Here is a 20,551-nt window from a genome sequence, read left to right on the forward strand (position 1 = left end):
CTAATTATATTAATATAGTTCAAATATTGATTTATTGTGTTAAATTAATGTTAAGTGAAATGCTTCTATCTTAGCCGACAAGAAATGATCTCCATGAAAAATTTCAATATTAAAGCTGTATTATTTTTAAATTATTTTGTTTTCGCGATTCTTTTGAATTCCGTGGGAACCGTTATTCTGCAGGTACAGCAGAACTTTGGAATTTCAAAATCTTCAGCCAGTATTCTGGAAGGGTTTAAGGATCTTCCAATCGCAATATGTTCATTTATTCTGGCTTCATTTCTACCTAAGATCGGGATCAGGAATTCAATGCTTATTGCCCTTTTCCTGGTGAGCTGTATGTGTTTTGTGATGCCTTTTGCCAATGATTTCTGGTTTTTTAAATTGCTATTCGCAATGGTAGGAATTTCATTTGCACTCATAAAGATCTCAGTTTTTACCTCCATCGGTCTTGTGACCAATACGGATAAGGAACATTCCAGCTTCATGGGGTTTCTGGAAGGATTTTTCATGATTGGGGTATTGGCAGGAAATGTCCTTTTCAGTTTATTCATAGATGACCATAATCCAAAATCTACCCAGTGGCTGAACGTATATTGGGTGCTAGGGACGCTTTCCGCATTGTCATTTTTGTTTTTATTCTTTTCAAAATTAAATGAAAGTGAAGCCAGAAGCGAGAAAACCGATTTACTGGGAGATCTTAAAAATAGTATAAGTCTTTTCAGCTATAAGAAAGTATTGTTTTTCCTCTTGTGTGCCTTTTTATTTGTATTGGTAGAACAGAGTTTCCAGACATGGACTCCTACTTTTTACAAAGAAATTTTAAAACTTCCGACTTCAATGAGTATTCAGGCCGGGGCAGTTTTGGCCGGGGCTTTTGCGCTGGGAAGATTTTTATCAGGCTTTTTCTCTAAGAAATTCAGCTGGATCTATGTGGTTTCTTTCTGTGTGATCGGTTTTGCAATCAGTATCATTCTGGTTCTGCCATTGACTCATCATATTAAGATTGATGAAGGAACAGGCTGGTTTAATGCTCCTCTTGTGGTGTATTTATTTCCTTTAATGGGAGGTTTGCTGGCACCGATTTATCCAAGTATCAATTCTGTGATCCTGGCATCCATTCCAAAATATTTACACAGTGCTATGTCCGGATTAATTGTTGTTTTCTCGGCAATTGGAGGAACGATAGGCTCTATGATTACAGGTTTTGTCTTTCAGGAATTCAGTGGGCAGCAGGCGTTTTATCTTTCACTGATACCGCTTTCCCTTCTGATCATTTCGGCCTTTTTCATGAATAAATTAAAAATAAATCCTAAGAAATAACAATGAATAAACAGCTTTACATAAACGAAATCCAGGCTCTTTTTGATGATGTACAGAGAGCAAAGATCTTTGAAGATCAGAAGATGATGACAGATGCCGTTCCCATGTTTCCTGTTTCGGAGATCAATGCGGAATATGAAAAGAAAAAAGGAAACGAAGGATTTAATCTGAAAGAGTTTGTAATGGCGAATTTTGATTTTCTGGGAGCAAAAATTTCTATCCACAGAGAAGGTCAGTTACCTATTGGGCAACATATTGAAAAGCTTTGGGATGAACTGACCCGTACTGCTTATGAAGAAAAAGGGACCTTATTGAAACTCCCTAAGCCTTATATCGTGCCAGGAGGACGTTTTAATGAGTTTTTCTATTGGGACAGCTACTTTATTATGTTAGGACTGCAGGTTTCGGAAAGAACAGAAATGATGGAGAATATCGTGGAGAACTGTTCCTATTTAATTCAGAATGTAGGCTTTGTTCCTAATGCGAGCAGAACTCACTTCCTGAGCCGTTCACAGCCTCCTTATTTTTCGCTGATGCTGGATCTTCTTTTTGAAACAAGCAATGACGAGAAAATTTATACCCAATATCATGATACTTTAGAGAAAGAATATGCTTTCTGGATGAATGGGGAAGAGTGGCTGGAGAATGGATCCAGTGTGAAAAGAGTGGCAAAAACGAAGGACGGAGATATTCTGAACCGTTATTATGACGCAGAAAATGCACCCCGCCCTGAAAGTTATCTGATCGATATTGAGGACAGTGAAAATACAGGAGAGGAATTTTACAGAAATATAAGAAGTGCCTGCGAATCCGGTTGGGATTTTTCCAGCAGATGGTTTGCAGACGGAGAACATATACAGACGATAGAAACACTGAATATTGCAGAAGTGGACCTGAACAGCCTTTTATGGCATTTGGAGAAAACACTGGCAAAATCTTCAGCGCTTCTGAATCTGACAGAAAAAGAAAATTATTTTACTCAAAGAGCAGCAAGACGCAGACAGATGATCAACACCTACTTTTGGGATGAAAACACTGAATGTTATAAAGATTATCACTTAAAAAAACACAAAAATACACCGTCTGAACATATTGCTGCTCTTTATCCATTATTTCTGGGACTGGCAGATCAGGCACAGGCAGAATCTGTGGCTAAAAATATCGCAGAGAAGTTTCTGTATCAGGGAGGTCTTGTGACCACTACAAAAAAAACCGGCCAGCAATGGGATCTTCCGAATGCATGGGCGCCCTATCAGTGGCTAGGTTTTAAAGCAATGAAGAATTACGGTTTCTATGAACTGGCTGAGGAAATAAAGAATAACTGGTGCAACAATGTGGAAAGGGTATACAGCAACACCGGAAAATTAATGGAAAAATACAACGCGTTAGACACTGAAACAATTGCGGGAGGCGGAGAATATCCGAATCAGGATGGATTCGGATGGACAAATGGGGTCTATCTCAAATTAAAACAAAACTAACTATATAAAAATCATGCTATGAAAAAAAGATCGATATTTTTAATGGCTGCCACCGCTACGCTTTACTTTAACAATGCGTATGCTCAGGAAACCCCTCAGGACACCATCAAAACGTCTTCTATAGACCAGATCGTTATTACCGGAAACTCCGGTCCGAAAAAGAAAATAGAATCCAGTACGGCTATCTCTACGTTTACGGCCAAAGAGATTCAGAAACAGAATCCTATCAGTGCTGCGGCTCTTTTACAGAGAGTTCCGGGCTTTGCTGTGGAAACTTCAGGAGGTGAAGTGGGAAACAACCTTTTCGCAAGAGGTATTCCTTCGGCAGGAGCTTACGAATTCGTGCAGGTTCAGGAAGACGGACTTCCGGTTTTTGAAGACGGAGCACTTCAGTTTGCCAATGCAGATAATTTTTTCCGTGTAGATAATTCGGTAAGCAGGCTGGAAGCTTTAAGAGGAGGTTCGGGTTCCATTTATGCAACCAATTCTCCGGGAGGTCTGATCAACTTTATTACTAAAGAAGGAAGTAACGACTTTAAAGGAACTGCTAAACTGGAAACCAGTACTTATGGGTTGATGCGTACAGATGTGAATGTAGGCGGTGCATTGGTTCAGGATAAACTTTTCTTTAATGTAGGCGGATTCTACAGAACGGATAATGGAATCAGAAAGACAGGTTTCAGAGCCAACAACGGCGGGCAGATCAGAATGAATCTTAAATATGTCTTTGATAAAGGCTATGCTAAAGTATATTACAAAAAATTAGACGATAGAAATACTTTTTTCCTTCCGATTCCTTTAACTCAAAACGGGAATGATTTGAAAGAATTTTCGGGTTTTGATGCTAATTATGGAACTTACAGTTACAGAACCATCAGCCAGCTCAATATTCCTCAGGCGGGAGGCGGTTTTTTCAGCAGAAATCTGGAAGATGGTATTCATCCGAAAGTTGATGTTTTAGGGGCCGAATTCAAATATGATCTTGGAAATAATTTCTCTGTTTTAAATAAAACAAGGTATACCAATATCAATATGAATTATACAGGGATTTTCCCTGCGGGAGGTCCTGCCACAGCGGGTCAATTTGCAAACGCTAATGGAATCACAGGAAACAATTATCAATATTCGTTAGTAAGCAGCGGAGCGATTGTAAACCCTGCTTATGTTCAGGAATTAGGCTTCTGGGCTATTGATAAGCAGATGAATAATTTCGTGAACGACTTACAGTTGAATTATAAATTTGACAAAGGAAATGTAACTGCAGGTTTCTACAAATCCAACTGGAAATCGCATCAGAACTGGAACTGGAGTAATATTCTGGCAACAGCATCAGATAAGCCGGAACTTCTTAATCTGGTTGATACTTCCCTTACTCCAAATTCTACAGGATATTCTAAAACGTATAACGGAGTTACAGATATGTCTTTCCTGTTGAGAGATTCTCAGGTTCAGGGAAGTTTGAATGATCTTTATGCCAACTTAGATTATAACATTACAGATAATTTAAGTATCAATGCGGGACTTCGTTATAGCCGTGATTTCTATAAAGGATATTCGGTAAATACCACAACGGCCAATCTGAATAATTCTGGCTTAACTACTGATGGTACGCACAGTTTCAATACGACAACTGCGGATGATAACATGAGTGTTTTAGGAAACAAATATAACTACTGGAGTTATGATATTGATAAGCTTTCCTATACTTTGGCTACCAACTATAAAATTAATAAAGAAAATGCTGTTTATGCACGTTTCTCTCACGGATTCAGATCTCCAAATGAAGAGGCATATTATAATTATTTCACCACCCCAAATCCGGACCAGCCTTTAAAACCGGTATTAACCAATCAGGTAGAATTGGGTTATAAATATTACTCCCGTACATTTGATATTGCGGTGATCCCTTTTTATTCAACACTTAAAAATCTATCATTTACAGATGTGTTTTCTAACGGAACTTCAGAAAATACTTTTGCCAATACCAAAAATTATGGAGTGGAGCTGGAAGGATATGCAAGATTGTTTAACAATATGTTGGAGCTTACTTTCAACGGAACCATTCAAAATCCAAAATACAGCGGATTGGAAGAAGGAAGTCTTTTGGAAGGAAATGTGGTAAGAAGAATGCCAAAGGTATATTTTAATATTTCACCAGCTGTAAATATTACCAAACAGTGGAGAACATATGTAAGCTATAACTACTATGGAAAACGTTTCCAGGACCAGTTGAATGTTCAGACTTTACCGTCATTCAGCGAATTTGGAGCCGGAACTTCTTATCAGTTGGGAAAACTCCGTTTTGCTGTTGATGGAACTAATATCTTTAATACAATCGGTATTACAGAAGGCGATCCAAGAGCTGGTTCTCCAACCGGAGACGGAACTATTATGGCACGACCAATTATGGGAGCAGCCGTAAGAGCATCTATCACACTCGATTTTTAAACTTATATTTATTTTCTTCATAAAAAAACCGTCAGAATCTTTTCTGGCGGTTTTGATTTTTTGTCGAAAAAAACGGAGAGGTAAAAGCCAGGAATCAAGACTTCAGACATGAGATCATAGACTTGATACCTCATATACTCTAAAACCCTAATACACTCAAACTCCGCATCGCGAAACTATTTGAAAAACGGATTATACTGCTTTTCAAAGCCAATCGTTGTAGGATTACCGTGGCCTGAGAAAACCTGAGTTTCATCATCCAGAATAAATAATTTGTTGGTGATTCCGTCGATCAGTAACTCATGGTTTCCTTTGTAAAGATCGGTTCTTCCGATGCTTCCTTCAAAAAGAACATCTCCTGAAATCATGAATTTCTGATCTTCATTATGGTAAACCACACTTCCCGGTGAATGTCCCGGAACATGGTAAATTTTAAATTTTTCTCCGTCCAGGTCAAGGACTTCACCTTCATTAATATAAGTGATATCTACTTTTACAGGATTAACAGAGAATCCGAATCGCATTCCGCTGGCCTGAAGCATATCCAGTACTTCCTGATCGTCCTGATGCATATGGACAGGTACTTTAAAGGTGTCGAAAGCCCACTGAAGCCCTAAAACGTGATCGATATGAGCATGGGTTAAAAGAATCTTCTGAATTATCAGTCCGTTCTCAGAAATAAAGCTCTCTATAGCTTTGGTTTCCTGCTCATTCATATTTCCCGGATCAATCAACCAGGCGTTTTTATTTTCGTTGTAAAGAATATATGTGTTTTCACTGGCAAAATTAAATACGAAGCCTTGGATCTGAAGCATAACTGATTTTTTTTATTTCAAAAATACGATATTATTAAGAAAATCCCGATTTTTCGTTATCTTCGTCATAATGAAAACTTTGCGAATACTTTTACTTTCTTTGGGCGGACTGGTTTTTGGACAGAATATCCAAAGCATCCAGCTTTTTAATCCGCAGACGAACGATGAAACTCCTGTGATCAGGTTTGGGGAACAATTGGTTTTAAGCTTTGATGACCTTACCAATGCCAGTGAGATCTATCGATACACCATCAAGCATTACGACAGAAACTGGAACGATGACAACCTGTTTTTTACAGAAATTGCAACGGGAAGCCTAAACGCGCTTTTAGATCAGTTTCAATATTCTTTTAATACGTTGCAGCCTTACACACACTATAAGCTTACCTTTCCGAACGATAAAATCCAGCCGAAAATTTCAGGAAATTTTGAGTTGATCGTTTATAAAGATTCTGCAGACAAACCTCTTTTCAAAAGACGTTTTTATCTGGTAGAAGATGCTGCTACTATTGCTTTAAATATTTCAAGGATTGCAGATGCCAAAAATCCAAATGTGAATCAGAGAGTGGAAGTAAAAGCGACTTCAAAAGCAGGAGATCTTTCTTCTAATGTCAATTCTATGACTTTGAATGTGATGCAGAACAACAATCCTAATATGGTGGTTAATACTCTTAAACCCAGTGCGACTTTAGGAAACCAATTGCTTTTTCAACAGATGAACTTAACATTTCCGGGCAATAACGAATTCTATTATTTTGATAACAAGAATATGAATATGGCCGCAGACATGGTGAGAGCTACAGAACTGAAGGACGGTATCAATCAGACTTATCTGCATCCGGTATGGGCTTTTCCACTCAATTATCAGTATCAGCCAGACGTCAACGGAGCATGGTATTACAGAAGAAATGATCTGGGATTGGAAAGAAATGCTGAAAGAGAAGCTGATTATTCCTGGGTCCATTTTTCATTGGATTCGGATCCTGTGGATAAAGAAATTTATGTAATGGGAGGTTTTAATAATTTTAAAGCGGGTAAAGAAAATCTGATGCAGTATGATGCAGCCAATAAAAGGTACGTAGCCAGAATATTTCTAAAGCAGGGTTTTTACAACTATATCCTCGCAACAAAAGAAGGTGACGGATCTCTGAATTTCGGAGAAATAAATGGTAATTTCTGGCAGACTGAAAACCTATATCAGGCATTTCTATATTATGCTCCTTTCGGACGTAATTATGACGGACTGATGGGATATGGTGAATTCAGAACACCAATTGGGAAATAATATTGAATAAATTACCCCTTTTTTTGTAGACTATTCATAGAAATAACAAATTACTTAAAATAGAACACGATATAGAAAAACCATCTCTCATGAGATGGTTTTTTTTTTGAAACGATGATGAATAAATAAGTATAGAGAAAATCAAAGGATGTATAAGATAATTATATATTATGCTTTGCATATTGAAAAAAATATTTCATAAAATATTGAATTATGTAAAAATTATTAGTCTATAATTTTTATAGAGATAAAAATATTTTCAATTAATTACAATGTTTTTAAAATATTTTTAAATTTAAAACAATTGTTCTATTTATTTATTGAATTTTATTTACTGGTTTTGTAGTTTTTTTACGAAAAAAATATAAATTCGTTTCACGTTAAACAATTTTTTTTATGAAAACAAAATTTATCTTAGCAGTAAGCGTTGCAGCTTTCTCCTTTACTTTTGGACAGGAAACTCCATCAAAACTAATTCCGGGTAAAAGTGGCCTCCATGCAGAATTTATGAGATTTGAAAAAAATGGTCCTGCCTTTAAAGGGGAGCCCGTTTTATTTGATGAAACATCTCAGAGGCTTTCACCGGGACAAGCTCGTAAACTAGGATCAGAAAAAGATCAGTTGGGCTTTGAGACCCACAGGTTTCAACAGACCATTAATGGAATTCCCGTAGAATATGGAATGATGGCTGTACAGACCAAAAATGGAAAAATTGTAGGAGAAACCGGGAAGTGGATACTTAAAGAAACTGCAGGGGCAGAAAAGAAAGCCAATATTTCTGAAAGTATTGCATTGCAAAATGCCTTATCTTTTGTAGGAGCCGATTCTTATAAATGGCAGAACAAAGAAGAAGAGGAATTCATTAAAAAAGAATCTAAAGATATTAATGCAAGTTTTGCCCCAAAAGGAGAATTGGTGTACTATTCAGATCCTTCTGATGAGAAGCTGGGAGATGTGAGGCTTGCCTACAAATTTGATATCTATGCAGAAAAACCATTAAGCAGACAATATGTTTTTGTGGATGCTAAAAATGGTAACGTTTTAGGAACAAATGCTTTGATTCATGAAACCAATGCTCCGGGAACAGCTACAACGGGTTATAGTGGAAACAAAGCTATTGTCGCCGACTCATATAGCGGAAGTTACAGATTAAGAGAAACAGGAAGAAATGGCGGAACCGCTGTAGAAACATATAACCTGAAAAAAGGGACCAACTATTCATCAGCCGTAGATTTTACAGATACGGATAACAATTGGAACAATGTCAATACAAATAAAGATCAATATGCTACCGATGCGCATTGGGGAGCTGAAATGACTTTGGATTATTTGTATACAAAATTTGGAAGAAAAAGTATAGATAATAATAATTTTGCTATCAAATCTTATGTTCATTATTCAACCAATTATTTTAATGCGTTTTGGGATGGTACCAGGATGACTTACGGAGACGGCAGCTCTACGACAAACGGAGGTAAGCCACTAACGGCTCTTGATGTTTGCGGCCATGAGATTACCCATGGTTTGACCACAAAAACAGCCAATCTTGCTTATCAAAGAGAATCAGGAGCCCTGAATGAAGGTTTCTCTGATATTTTTGGAAACACGATAGAACTTTGGGCGAGACCAACACAGGCAAGCTGGAAATTAGGAGAAGATTTCAGTTATGTCATCAGAGATATGGCCAATCCTAATGCTTACAGCCAACCTGATACTTATAAAGGAACGTATTGGAAAGATGCGAGCAGCTCTTGTACTCCTCAGGGAAACCCAAATTTACCTGGATATAACGATTCTTGCGGTGTACATACCAATTCAGGAGTTCTTAACTTCTGGTACTATTTACTGGTAACCGGAGGATCGGGAACCAATGATAAAGGCTTTGCTTACAATGTTTCAGGAATAGGTCTGGATAAGGCAGCAGCTATTTCTTACAGAACACTTACCAACTACCTTATTTCTTCTTCTACTTATGCTAATGCAAGAACTTACTCACTTCAGGCAGCTGCAGATTTATACGGAGCAGGAAGTAATGAAGTAACGCAGGTTACCAATGCATGGAATGCAGTAGGTGTTGGCGGTGGTACTTCTGCGGCAGGAAAAATAGCAGCACCAGATGTTTCACTTTACACCATCAGCCCAAATCCGGCTACCGATAGATTTACTGTTGAATTCAAAGGAAAAGAAGGAAACGGAATTGTTGAACTAGTTAGCCTGACAGGAAAAAGAGAGCTTTCTGAAAAGATCAAGATTACCGACGGTAATAATAAAATAGATGTTAAGCTTCCGTCTAATATCCTTTCAGGAGTATATGTAGTAACGGTTAACGGACAAAAAGCAGGAAACCTGATCAAGAAATAAATTTTAATATATCTTAAAAAGGGCCACAAAATTAATTTTGTGGCCCTTTTGTTTTATGTATTAACGAAGTTATACCAAATAAAAATCACTCAGTTTTTCTTCACAAAGTATTTTTACCACATCGATCCAGCGGTCTTCATCGTTCAGGCACGGAATATAGTGGAAGTTTTCACCGCCTCCATGCTGAAACTGTTCTTTACCTTCTACTGAAATTTCTTCCAAAGTTTCAAGGCAGTCGGAAACAAAAGCCGGGCATACAACGGCAAGATTTTTCACTCCTTTTTTAGGAATCGTTTCTAAAGTCTCATCTGTATAAGGTTCAATCCATTTGTCATTTCCCAATCTTGACTGGAAAGAAACAATGGTTTTCTCTTTGGGAAGACCCATCTTAGCAATAACAGCTTCCGTAGTTTTATAACATTGATGTCTGTAGCAATAAGCATTGTGAGTATCTACCTGGCTGTTAATACAGTTGGCATCATCAATCTTACAGGTGTTGGATGGATCGGTTTTATAGATGTGCCTTTCCGGAACACCATGAAAAGAGAACTGTAAGGCATCGAAGTTTTCAGGAAGTTTTTCCCTGATGCTTTCTGCCAAACAGTTGATGTAGATATCTCTGTTGTAAAAAGGCTGTATATAATTGATTTTTACCTTTGGAAACTTCTTTTTTCTTACTTCTTCAGCTTTTTCAATCACTGTTTCTGTAGTACTCATTGCGTATTGAGGATACAATGGAAAAAGAACAATTTCAGAAACTCCCTGGTCCACTAACTTCTGAATTCCTGTTTCAATACTGGGTTCAGCATATCTCATTCCGATTTCTACAGGAACATCAACAATTTTCTGTAGTTTTTTCTGAATTTTTTGAGTGATGACAATTAAAGGCGAACCTTCATCCGTCCATACTGTTTTATAGGCTTCTGCAGATTTTGCAGGTCTTGTTTTAAGAATAATTCCCTGAACTAAAAGTGATCTGAAGATCCACCGGTAATCAATCACTCTTTCATCCATCAGAAATTCGTCAAGATACTCCTTTACATCATTTACTGCCGTTGATCTTGGTGATCCCAGATTGACTAATAAAATTCCTTTCTTTGACGGGAGGGATTCTTTCTGCAAAACTTTCTTTTTTTAATTATAATTTCAATTGATAGGGTGTGGATATAGAGGCTAAATGTCAGATTTCAGACATGAGATCAGAGACATGAGACTTTTTAAAGTAAGACTAGAAACCAGCAACTGTCTACCAGTAACTACTTCCAACTCTAATACTCTCAAACACCAAAACTCAAAACCCGTTACCCGTTTACCGCTTCCACTTTCTCAACCAGATCAGGAACGAATTGTTTTAAAATATTTTCAATACCGTTTTTCAAAGTAGCGGTAGAGCTTGGACATCCTGAACAAGCACCCTGTAAAAGCATTTTTGCGGTTTTGCTTTCCTGATCATATTCCATCAGGGAAATTTTTCCACCGTCATTTTCTACTGCAGGAGCTACATATTCATTTAAGATATCTGAAATTTTCTGCTCATCGTCTGTATATTCTCTGTTGATAATCTTTTCAACAGGGCTTTCATGATTCTGAGGTTCAATATTTGAGATCTCACCACCATTTTGAAGGTATTCAGCGATAAGACCTCTTACAGCCATCATGACCTGATGCCATTCTACAGAATCATCTCTTGTCACGGCAACAAAATTATCAGAAATAAAAATTTCTTTAGCGAAATCAAATTCCTTAAAGATCGCTTGTGCTAAAGGAACTCCTTCTGCAGCCTCTCTTGATTTTACTTCCACAAAACCGTCAATAAGCATTTTGCTGGAAACAAATTTCATCGCATTCGGATTAGGAGTCATCTCTGCATAGATCTGATACATTTCCTTCTTTTTCTGAAGGTAAATTCTCGGATTAGCTAATAGTTCATCCTCAATAACATTTTTAAGGCTGTCAGCCACATGTTCCCATTCTATCGTATCCTGCTTTGCTATCGCTACAAAATTAGCAGTAATGAAAATTCTTTCGACAAAAGGATAGTTGAAAAGTTCCTGAGCTAAAGGAATTTCTGAAATATCTGAACTTCTGTCCAACTCTAAAGATCCCGGGATCAGATTATAATCCGCGACAAATTTCATCACTTTCGGGTTTTCAGTTGGTTCTATAAGTATCGTACGCATTTTTTCGTTAAATTTGAGATACAAAAATACGCAATTAGAAATTAGAAGTCAGAGATTAGAAATTAGATTTTTGCTATCACACTCATTTAGAAATAAAAATTCAGAAGTTGGAAATGAGTGTGAGCAGAAGTGTAATCTTCAAATGAACTCATTTTCAAATCATCAAATTAAAGCTATGGCAATTGTAAAAGAACTTTTAGGAAAAAAACCTCAGATAGGAGAGGATACTTTTTTAGCAGAAACGGCCACCATTATCGGGGACGTTATCATGGGAAAGAACTGCAGTATCTGGTATAATGCAGTAATCAGAGGAGATGTAAACTACATCAAAATGGGCGACAAAGTAAATGTTCAGGACAATGCCATGCTGCACTGTACCTATCAGAAATACCCTTTAATTCTTGGAAATAATGTTTCCATAGGTCACAATGCGATTGTCCATGGATGTACCATCAAAGACAATGTACTGATTGGCATGGGAGCCATTGTAATGGATGACTGCCTGGTAGAAGAAAATTCTATTGTAGGTGCAGGTTCTGTGGTAACACAGGGAACCCATATCAAGTCAGGAGAAGTTTGGGGTGGAGTTCCGGCAAAAAAAATTAAAGATATTTCTGCCCAGTTGCTGGAAGGCGAAGTGAACAGAATCGCTGATAATTATGTAAAGTATTCTTCATGGTATAAGGAGAATCTTGAAGTTTGAGAGTATTAGAGTATTAGGGTATTAGAGTGTTAGAGTATTAGAGTATTAGAGTTGGGAGTAGTTGCTGGTTGACAGTTGCTAGTTTTTAACTTACTATAAAGGTCTCATGTCTAATATCTGATGTCTAACATCTTGATTCTTGGTTCTTGTTTCTTGGCTCTTGGCTCTACTCACCTCCACTTACGAAGTAAAATTTACAAAATAGTAAAAGCTCCATCAAATTGATAGAGCTTTTTTTATCCTTAGTATCAACTCCTGAGTGAGTTTTTGTTGATGATTCAACGGAATATATAACCTTTGCTTCGATTTTCTTTTTTATTGTTCTGCCGTTATCAACGTTGCTTTTCCAGCAATACATTTGATAGAAGTTGGTGGCATGATCATCATACAGTCAGAAGTAATATTGTACTTCTCGTTGAAGGTTTTTACTTTCTGTGTATAATCTTCAATTCTTGGTAATAGGGTAGCCTCAGTATTTTTAGGATATGCGATATATTGCTGAGGTCCTCCGCAGGCTTTGGCTCCCATTGGGGCAAATGTCCATTCCGAGGCATCAGTACATTTTTCTTTCGATGCTTCAGATTCAATGGATGCTTTTATCTTATCCAGTTGGGCCTGCTCATATTTCTGACTGTCCTCATCGGCTGGTCTTTCTGAGATATCTTTAGGAAGATTGGTATTGAGATTCTTGGATGTATTACATGAAACTACGGTAAGTGTAGTGCATAATGCTAGTAATGGAATATTGATGAAAAATTTTTTCATTATAATTTCTTTTCTGTTAAAGAATTTTCAAAAGTTATGCCAAGGTAACAAATTCAAATTCATTTTGCGTAATTTTGGAGCGATGAACAATCATTTTTTTGACTTAATAGAGCATACGAACAGAAGTGTTTTTCTTACGGGAAAAGCAGGAACCGGAAAAACAACCTTCCTTAATGACTTTGTAAAGAAGACAAGGAAAAAGTATATTGTAGTAGCTCCTACGGGAATTGCCGCGATCAATGCAGGAGGAGTAACAATCCATTCTATGTTTGGTTTGCCTTTAAGGACTTTTTTACCGACTACGGACCGTATTGATGGAAGTTTGGCGAATAATATTGCCGATCTGATGCCCCATTTCAAATACAGAAAAGATAAGCTTAAACTTTTAAGAGAAGTGGAGGTTTTGATTATTGATGAGGTTTCCATGCTGAGGGCAGATGTTCTTGACATGATGGACTTTTCTCTGAGGTTTATCAGAAGGAATAATCAGAGATTTGGCGGGGTTCAGATGTTGTTCATTGGAGATTTGTATCAGCTTCCTCCCGTTGTAAGGGACGAACATATTTTAAAGATTTGCTACCAGTCTCCTTTCTTTTTCGACAGTCATGCTGTTAAAGAGATTCCTCTGCTGACTATTGAACTGACTAAAGTGTACAGACAATCGGATGAGAAATTCCTGGATATTCTGAACGCGATTCGTGACGGAGATGTAGCGAATATTAATTTTGATGTGCTGAACGAAAGGTATAATCCTGATTTTAAAGCAGGAACGGATTCCTACGTTTATCTGTGTTCACACAACAGAATGGCCGATGAGATCAACCAACAAAAGCTGGAGGAAATTGACCTGACGGTGAAAACCTATGAAGCTAAACTTTTTGGTGATTTCAAGGAAAACCAGTTTCCCAATGAACAATTTTTAGAATTGAAAGTGGGAGCACAGGTGATGTTCATCAGAAATGATATTACCGGAGAGAAAAAATATTTCAACGGAAAGTTGGGTGAAATCATGTCACTTGATGATAACGAAATCAAAGTCGTTCTTGATGGAAGCGAAAGAGAAATTGTGGTGAAAAGGGAAGTGTGGGAACAGAAAAAATATTTCCTCGACACTGAAAAAAATATCAAAGAAGAAGTTCTTGGAAGTTTTGAACAGTTCCCGATCAAGCTTGCGTGGGCGGTTACCATTCATAAAAGTCAGGGATTAACGTTTGACAATGTTATTATTGATGCAGGAAAAAGTTTTACAGCAGGACAGGTTTATGTAGCCTTGTCAAGATGCCGTACTTTAGAAGGAATTGTTTTAAAATCCAAAATTACACCGGAGGTTATTTTTAAGGACAACAGAATTCTGCAGTTCCAGGGAAATACTTTTGCCAATGACAATGTAGAAGCTATCCTGAACCGTGAAAAATATGATTACAGCATCAAGAAAGTCCTACGTACAGTCAACTGCCTGTGGTTTCTGCATGAAGTGGAAGAATGGAATAAACTTTCAATTACCACGAAAAGTATCGATCATGTAAAAACCAATCAGCTTTATCTTCAGCTGAAACATGAAATTGTTAATCTTGGAAAAATTTTCGAAAAACTGGAAAGGGTTATTTCACAAAAGGTTAATAATTTTATTGAGAACAAAGAAGAATGGTCTGAAATTGAAGGTAAAACGAAAGGGGCAGTTAATTTTTTCTTTACGGAAATCAGGGATAAAGTGTTCAATCCGTTGAAAGAATTTTATGCTGAAATTAAAGGGACAAAAGGCTTAAAACAGTATAATGAAGAATTCAGGGAATGGCTGGAAGACACGGAAGAATACCTGAACAGCCTGAAAGAAGCTCATTTATTGGAAACTAAGCTTTTAGATGAAAAAAACGATAAAGAAATCAATTTAAAAATTGCAAAAGTTCCTTCGCAGGTCCTGACCTTCCAGCTATTTGAACAAGGAAAAACCATCGGTGAAATTGCAATGGAAAGAGGTTTGGTAAAAGAAACCGTGATCGGGCATTTAGCGAAATTTGCAGAGCAGGGATTGCTGGATATTTCAAGAGTCATCACTTCTGATAAGATCAAAGCATTTGAAGACCAGTTCTACAAAAATCCACACGAAACCTTAACGGAATGGAAGAATGCGTTGCCCAACGATTTTGAATTTAACGAGATCAGGATTTTGATCAATCATTATACTTTTAAAAAGGAAAAGAATTCATAAAATTCTTTTCCTTAGTTGTATTGTAAGCCTTTGAGACTGGAAATTATGGATACATCGTATTGATTGTATTAATATCTCCGGTTGTAAAGCCGGTTCTATTGTAGGTAAAGTTGGTATTGTTTGCTCTCTTAATAGTAGGTTGCCCATTTTTAGAATAGGAATTTGGCCAATACATCATCACTGAATTAATGTTGAAAGGACCTATATCCGTTCCTGAATTATACATATTGAAATTATAAGCCTGTCCATCCTGAATGTTGTTCCACTGGATACTAACATATTGATCTCTGTCTTTACGCGCATGTTCGTGATAAAGCCCTACGGTATGGCCCATTTCGTGAATTACTGATCCTACAGAAATATATTGATCCAAAGAAATATTCTGCCTTCCACCCTGGAATCCTATATGAGCCCATCCATCTGATCCGGATGAACTTCCGAAAATAAACTCCACATAGTTCGTTTGATTGGTACGGGGAATCCATTGGGTGTTGGTTTTAGTATTATACTCATTAACTGCGCCGGTAATTTTATTTGCATTGATAGAACCCATGTTACTGGCAACAGTATAGTAAATTTTACCTCCCGGCCATCTTGAAAAGCTGGCGCCTCCTTTAGAATTATCTCCCGCTAACTGTTTGTCGGATAGTATAATATCCCCCTGGAAAAAGTTCATTCCATCTTTTCTCTCATAAGTAATAGTCTGGCCTTCCAATTGTCCCTTTTTAATGCTCTCAGCATGGAGGGCTGTTGTTTGGGCTTCTGTCATCATCTCTTCATTATTTTTATTACAAGATGCTAAAGTAGCGGCAATAATAAAGCTTATAAAGACAGTTCTTTTTGTCAGTATTTTCTGAAATAGGTTATTAGATTTTTTGTTCATGATAATATTTTTTATTGGTGTTAATATTTAGTCTTTTTTTTATATACGAATATAGTATTTTATTTCACTTATTAATGAGTTATTAATGTTAAAATATGTTTTTTTAATAATTAATAAGCTTTGCTTTAATATTTTAAAGGGAAACTAAGGGAATTGAGGTGAACTTGTTTTGGTTTTTTGTACAGTTGCAGGAAAGATAATGGAGGCGTATGAAAAATAGATGATAGTGGAAATTTTTCAATTTTTCACATCATTAATCAGTCTTAGGTATATAGGAATTCATCCGAAAAGAATACAACAGATACTATAGCAGTAATTTTTTTTCTTCATCCTGCTTCCTGAAATTCATTTACGAAAGATATAATTAAGATTTAAAATTTTTCAATAGTTTTTGCCTGAACTAGGCGATCAGACTTATCAATTACAAAAAGTAACTAATGCAATTTTATTGGTTTAAATTTGTTTGATTTTTAGAACCTAAAAATTTAAAATAATGAAATTGAAAGGAGATTCTATATCACCTTTAAAATAAACATCTCGATATGAAAAATTTTGAAATATCGGTGCTCGACCTTGCTCCCGTAAAGCAAGGGAAAAGCATTCACGATACCTTTCAGGACAGTTTATCTTTAGCAAACCATACTGAAAATTTAAATTATAAAAGATTCTGGCTTGCCGAGCATCACAATATGGAAAGTATTGCCAGTTCTGCGACCTCTGTTCTGATCGGCTTTATTGCCAACGGAACGAAAACAATAAGAGTGGGATCAGGAGGAATTATGCTTCCCAACCACAGTTCTCTTATCATTGCCGAACAGTTCGGAACCCTTGAATCTCTTTTTCCGGGAAGAATAGATCTTGGTCTGGGAAGAGCTCCCGGAACTGATGGTCTTACCGCTCAGGCCCTGGGAAGAAATCCAGCGATCATCAACCAACAGTTTCCAAGACAGATCTTAGAACTGCAGACGTATTTTTCAAAAGAAAATTCTGATGCTTTGGTCCGTGCGATTCCGGGTGAAGGTCTGGATATTCCACTGTATATGCTGGGATCCAGTACAGAAAGTGCATGGCTGGCTGCAGAACTTGGGCTTCCTTATGCTTTTGCAGGACATTTTGCTCCCGAGCAGATGGAAATGGCGTTTAAAATTTACAGAGAACATTTTCAGCCTTCAAAACAGTTGGATCAACCTTATATCATGGCCTGTGTCAATGGTGTGGCCGCAGAAACTTCAGAAGAGGCTCACAAAATTTCAACTACTTTGTTTCAGGCATTTATCAATATTGTAAGAAACGACCGTAAACCTTTTGCACCACCGGTAGATGATATGGATGATATCTGGTCACCCATGGAAAAATCCATGGTGCTTCAGAAACTAAGATATACGTTTATAGGAGATCAGGCAGAAATTGAAGAAAAGATGAAAGATTTTCAGGAAAAATTCAATGTAGATGAATTAATTATCAATTCACATATCTACGATCATCAGAAAAGACTGAGATCTTATGAAATTTTCAGAGAGGCAGCAAACTCTTTATCCAAAGCCTAACAAACCCTCTATATTAATTGGCAGATGCTTATTTTTATAAGTATCTTTGCACAAATAAAAAGTAAACATGTCTGATATTAAATTAAATACTATTCCAGAGGCTATTGAAGACCTTAAAAATGGTAAAATAATCATAGTAGTAGATGATGAAGACAGAGAAAACGAAGGAGATTTTCTTTGCGCTGCAGAATTGACAACGCCAGAAATTATCAATTTTATGGCACTCCACGGAAGAGGACTTATATGTATGCCGCTTCCTGAAAAAAGATGTGACGAGCTTGGTCTTGAAGTAATGGTAAGCAGAAGCAGTGATCCTAAGGAGACCGCTTTTACCGTTTCTGTTGACCTTCTTGGAAACGGAACTTCTACAGGTATTTCCGCCGGTGACAGAGCAAAAACAATTTTAGCTTTGATGGATGAAAAATCCAAACCTACAGATTTCATGAGACCCGGACATATTTTCCCGCTTCGTGCAAGAAAAGGAGGCGTTTTGAAAAGAGCTGGACATACGGAAGCTGCCATTGATCTTACTCAGTTAGCTGGTTTAAAAGAAGGAGGTGTGATCTGTGAGATCATGAATGATGACGGGACTATGTCACGTTTGCCTGAGCTTCACGTTTTCGCTCAAAAGCATGATATGAAGATTGTTTCTATTGAAGATCTGATTCATTATCAGCTTAAAAAAGGAAACCTTATCGAAAGACTGGAAGAAAGGAAAGTAAAAACGGCTTATGGTGAGTTTGATTTTTATGCTTTCAGAGAAACATCTAACGACCAAATCCATTTTGCATTAACGAAAGGAGCATGGACCGTCGATGAGCCTGTTTTAGTAAGAGTTCAGTCTTCAGATTCTTATTTTGATGTATTGACAAGACTTAATAACGGTGAAAAACCTTTATTGGAAAAAGTGACCCATATGGTGAATGAAGCTGGAAAAGGAGCCGTTATTTTCATCAATAACGTTTCAAATTCTGAGAATACACTGCGAAAACTTCAGCAGTTTCTGAATTATCAGGACGGGCAGGAGCAGCATCCTACATTGGCATACAATTACAGAGATTACGGTATCGGAACACAGATCCTGAAAAATCTGGGAATCAATAAATTCAAAGTGATCACGCAGAACCCTAATATCAAGCCTCAGGTTGGAGGATATGATGTAGAAGTGACCGAGCTGGTTCAGCTTTAAAAGTGAATTGAGAATGATCAATCGTCTGTACTGATCATTTTATAAAATAATTTCAAGATAAAAGGTTTAGAATTTCTCTAAACCTTTTTTTATTTTTAAGCCCTGACAGAGTTCTTTAAAAAAACGTATTTGGGAATATAATGAGAGGGATTTTTAGAGCAAAGAACTAAGATACTAGAAAGAGATGCTTGGTTTTGCAGTAAATCCGATAACGAGCAACTAGACCGCGCGCGATCCTACTCTAACTCTCAAAACCCGAAACTTTACAAACTTATTTCGTCAAAATTTCTAAAGCCGTTCAGAAAATCTTTCACAGTCATTCTTTTTTTGCCTTCAAGCTGAAGTTCCTGTGGAAAATAAACGCCGTCTTCTGTATAGATTTTAAATTCATTTTTAGAAATATCCAAAGTTCCGGAAGGTTTTCCATGATCTGAAATTTCGAATTTTCCAGCGAATATTTTTAATCCTTTTTCTTCTTCTCCAATTTTTATAGTGGTGAAAGCAGCCGGATAAGGAGACATACCAAGAATGAATTGATGAACTGTTTTTGAAGGAGCCTTCCAGTTGATTCTGGTATCTTCCTTAAATATTTTATAAGCATTTTTAGGATGCTCCACATGAGGTTGAGGCTTTTCTACAATAGCATTTTCTGCAAGGCCATCAAGTGTTTTTACTACCAGTTTTGAACCCATTTCCATCAATCTGTCGTGAAGACTTCCGGCATTTTCATCCGGTAAAATTTCCAGTTCTTCCTGAAGAAGGATGTTCCCTTCATCTATTTTTTCGTTAATGAAAAATGTGGTAGCTCCGGTTTTTTCTTCTCCATTAATTACGGCATAATTGATTGGTGCTGCGCCTCTGTAATCAGGAAGAAGAGAAGCATGAAGATTGAAAGTTCCCAGTTTAGGCATTTCAAAAAGAACCTTTGGCATCATTCTGAAAGCCACCACTATAAAAACATCAGCATCCAGCTTTCTCAGTTCTTCTAAAAATTCAGGGTTTCTCAATTTTTCCGGCTGAAAAACAGGAATATGATTGTCTGAAGCATACACTTTTACAGGAGACTGATTGATCTTTTGTCCGCGACCACTAGCTTTATCAGCTACCGTTACAACACCTACTACTTCATGCTTTGACTGATGGATGGCCTCCAAAGAAGTCTTTGCAAACTCCGGAGTTCCTAAAAAAACGACTTTCAATGATTTCATAGGACAAAGATAAGGGTTTTTGGGAGTTGGAGAGTATTAGGGCTGGAGAGTTTTAGGGGAGATGGGAGAGAGGGAAAGTTGCTCGTTGCTAGTTGGTGTAAAAGTATTTATTTGAAATTGGGTATGTAAAATCTTAATTTCTGGCTCTCTCTTG

At 37.1% G+C, this 20,551-nt stretch carries 15 protein-coding genes; 9 read left to right on the forward strand and 6 right to left on the reverse strand.

Translation table 11 applies throughout. The features are described from left to right. The first annotated feature begins 93 nt into the window (after nt 1-93). Genes NZD88_RS08745 through NZD88_RS08755 form a run of 3 tightly spaced genes read left to right on the forward strand, consistent with a single transcriptional unit; the run spans nt 94 to nt 5,252 of the window. The gene (locus tag NZD88_RS08745; RefSeq protein WP_259828763.1) at nt 94-1,323 is read left to right on the forward strand and encodes an MFS transporter; all 1,230 of its coding nucleotides are present in this window, start codon (nt 94-96) and stop codon (nt 1,321-1,323) included. 2 nt (nt 1,324-1,325) lie between these two features. After that, entirely contained in the window at nt 1,326-2,804 is a 1,479-nt protein-coding gene (locus NZD88_RS08750) for a trehalase family glycosidase (protein ID WP_259828764.1), read from the forward strand. A gap of 18 nt (nt 2,805-2,822) precedes the next feature. After that, nucleotides 2,823-5,252, forward strand: coding sequence for a TonB-dependent receptor (locus NZD88_RS08755; protein WP_259828765.1), 2,430 nt, complete (start codon nt 2,823-2,825; stop codon nt 5,250-5,252). Between the two features lie 176 nt (nt 5,253-5,428). On the opposite strand, the gene NZD88_RS08760 is transcribed toward NZD88_RS08755, so the two are convergent. Further along, nucleotides 5,429-6,067 (reverse strand): MBL fold metallo-hydrolase, encoded by a 639-nt coding sequence (locus NZD88_RS08760; protein WP_259828766.1) that lies wholly within the window; start codon nt 6,065-6,067, stop codon nt 5,429-5,431. A gap of 70 nt (nt 6,068-6,137) precedes the next feature. Between NZD88_RS08760 and NZD88_RS08765 the strand changes: the two genes are divergently transcribed. Together NZD88_RS08765 and NZD88_RS08770 are read left to right on the forward strand one after the other, a co-directional pair. Next, nucleotides 6,138-7,352, forward strand: coding sequence for a type IX secretion system plug protein (locus tag NZD88_RS08765; RefSeq protein WP_259828767.1), 1,215 nt, complete (start codon nt 6,138-6,140; stop codon nt 7,350-7,352). Nucleotides 7,353-7,748: 396 nt separating this feature from the next. Next, on the forward strand, nt 7,749-9,713 hold the full coding sequence (locus NZD88_RS08770) for a M4 family metallopeptidase (RefSeq protein ID WP_259828768.1): 1,965 nt from the start codon (nt 7,749-7,751) through the stop codon (nt 9,711-9,713). Nucleotides 9,714-9,782: 69 nt separating this feature from the next. Here the strand turns inward: NZD88_RS08770 and hemH are convergent, their stop codons facing one another. Together hemH and NZD88_RS08780 are read right to left on the reverse strand one after the other, a co-directional pair. Further along, nucleotides 9,783-10,835: a ferrochelatase gene (gene hemH, locus NZD88_RS08775; protein WP_259828769.1), complete on the reverse strand. Its 1,053-nt coding sequence runs from the start codon at nt 10,833-10,835 to the stop codon at nt 9,783-9,785. 179 nt (nt 10,836-11,014) lie between these two features. Further along, nucleotides 11,015-11,893 carry a NifU family protein gene (locus NZD88_RS08780; protein WP_259828770.1) on the reverse strand — a complete coding sequence of 293 codons (879 nt, stop codon included), beginning with the start codon at nt 11,891-11,893 and terminating at the stop codon, nt 11,015-11,017. 175 nt (nt 11,894-12,068) lie between these two features. Between NZD88_RS08780 and NZD88_RS08785 the strand changes: the two genes are divergently transcribed. Then, the gene (locus tag NZD88_RS08785; RefSeq protein WP_169235734.1) at nt 12,069-12,596 is read left to right on the forward strand and encodes a gamma carbonic anhydrase family protein; all 528 of its coding nucleotides are present in this window, start codon (nt 12,069-12,071) and stop codon (nt 12,594-12,596) included. 315 nt (nt 12,597-12,911) lie between these two features. Here the strand turns inward: NZD88_RS08785 and NZD88_RS08790 are convergent, their stop codons facing one another. After that, nucleotides 12,912-13,361 carry a hypothetical protein gene (locus tag NZD88_RS08790; protein ID WP_259828771.1) on the reverse strand — a complete coding sequence of 150 codons (450 nt, stop codon included), beginning with the start codon at nt 13,359-13,361 and terminating at the stop codon, nt 12,912-12,914. 82 nt (nt 13,362-13,443) lie between these two features. Between NZD88_RS08790 and NZD88_RS08795 the strand changes: the two genes are divergently transcribed. Continuing rightward, the gene (locus NZD88_RS08795) at nt 13,444-15,570 is read left to right on the forward strand and encodes a helix-turn-helix domain-containing protein (RefSeq protein ID WP_259828772.1); all 2,127 of its coding nucleotides are present in this window, start codon (nt 13,444-13,446) and stop codon (nt 15,568-15,570) included. Between the two features lie 43 nt (nt 15,571-15,613). Here the strand turns inward: NZD88_RS08795 and NZD88_RS08800 are convergent, their stop codons facing one another. Beyond that, complete coding sequence (locus NZD88_RS08800; protein WP_259828773.1) at nt 15,614-16,453, reverse strand: M12 family metallopeptidase; 840 nt, start codon at nt 16,451-16,453, stop codon at nt 15,614-15,616. Between the two features lie 542 nt (nt 16,454-16,995). On the opposite strand from NZD88_RS08800, the gene NZD88_RS08805 reads away from it, so the two are divergent. After that, nucleotides 16,996-18,000: an LLM class flavin-dependent oxidoreductase gene (locus NZD88_RS08805; RefSeq protein WP_259828774.1), complete on the forward strand. Its 1,005-nt coding sequence runs from the start codon at nt 16,996-16,998 to the stop codon at nt 17,998-18,000. A 67-nt stretch (nt 18,001-18,067) separates the two neighbouring features. Continuing rightward, nucleotides 18,068-19,189, forward strand: a complete 1,122-nt coding sequence (gene ribB, locus NZD88_RS08810) for a 3,4-dihydroxy-2-butanone-4-phosphate synthase (protein WP_169235729.1) — start codon at nt 18,068-18,070, stop codon at nt 19,187-19,189. 263 nt (nt 19,190-19,452) lie between these two features. Here the strand turns inward: ribB and fmt are convergent, their stop codons facing one another. Beyond that, nucleotides 19,453-20,397, reverse strand: coding sequence for a methionyl-tRNA formyltransferase (gene fmt / locus NZD88_RS08815; protein ID WP_259828775.1), 945 nt, complete (start codon nt 20,395-20,397; stop codon nt 19,453-19,455). Nucleotides 20,398-20,551: the final 154 nt, after the last annotated feature.

Source organism: Chryseobacterium pyrolae, assembly GCF_025153485.1.
In the GTDB taxonomy this organism is placed as follows: domain Bacteria; phylum Bacteroidota; class Bacteroidia; order Flavobacteriales; family Weeksellaceae; genus Chryseobacterium; species Chryseobacterium antibioticum.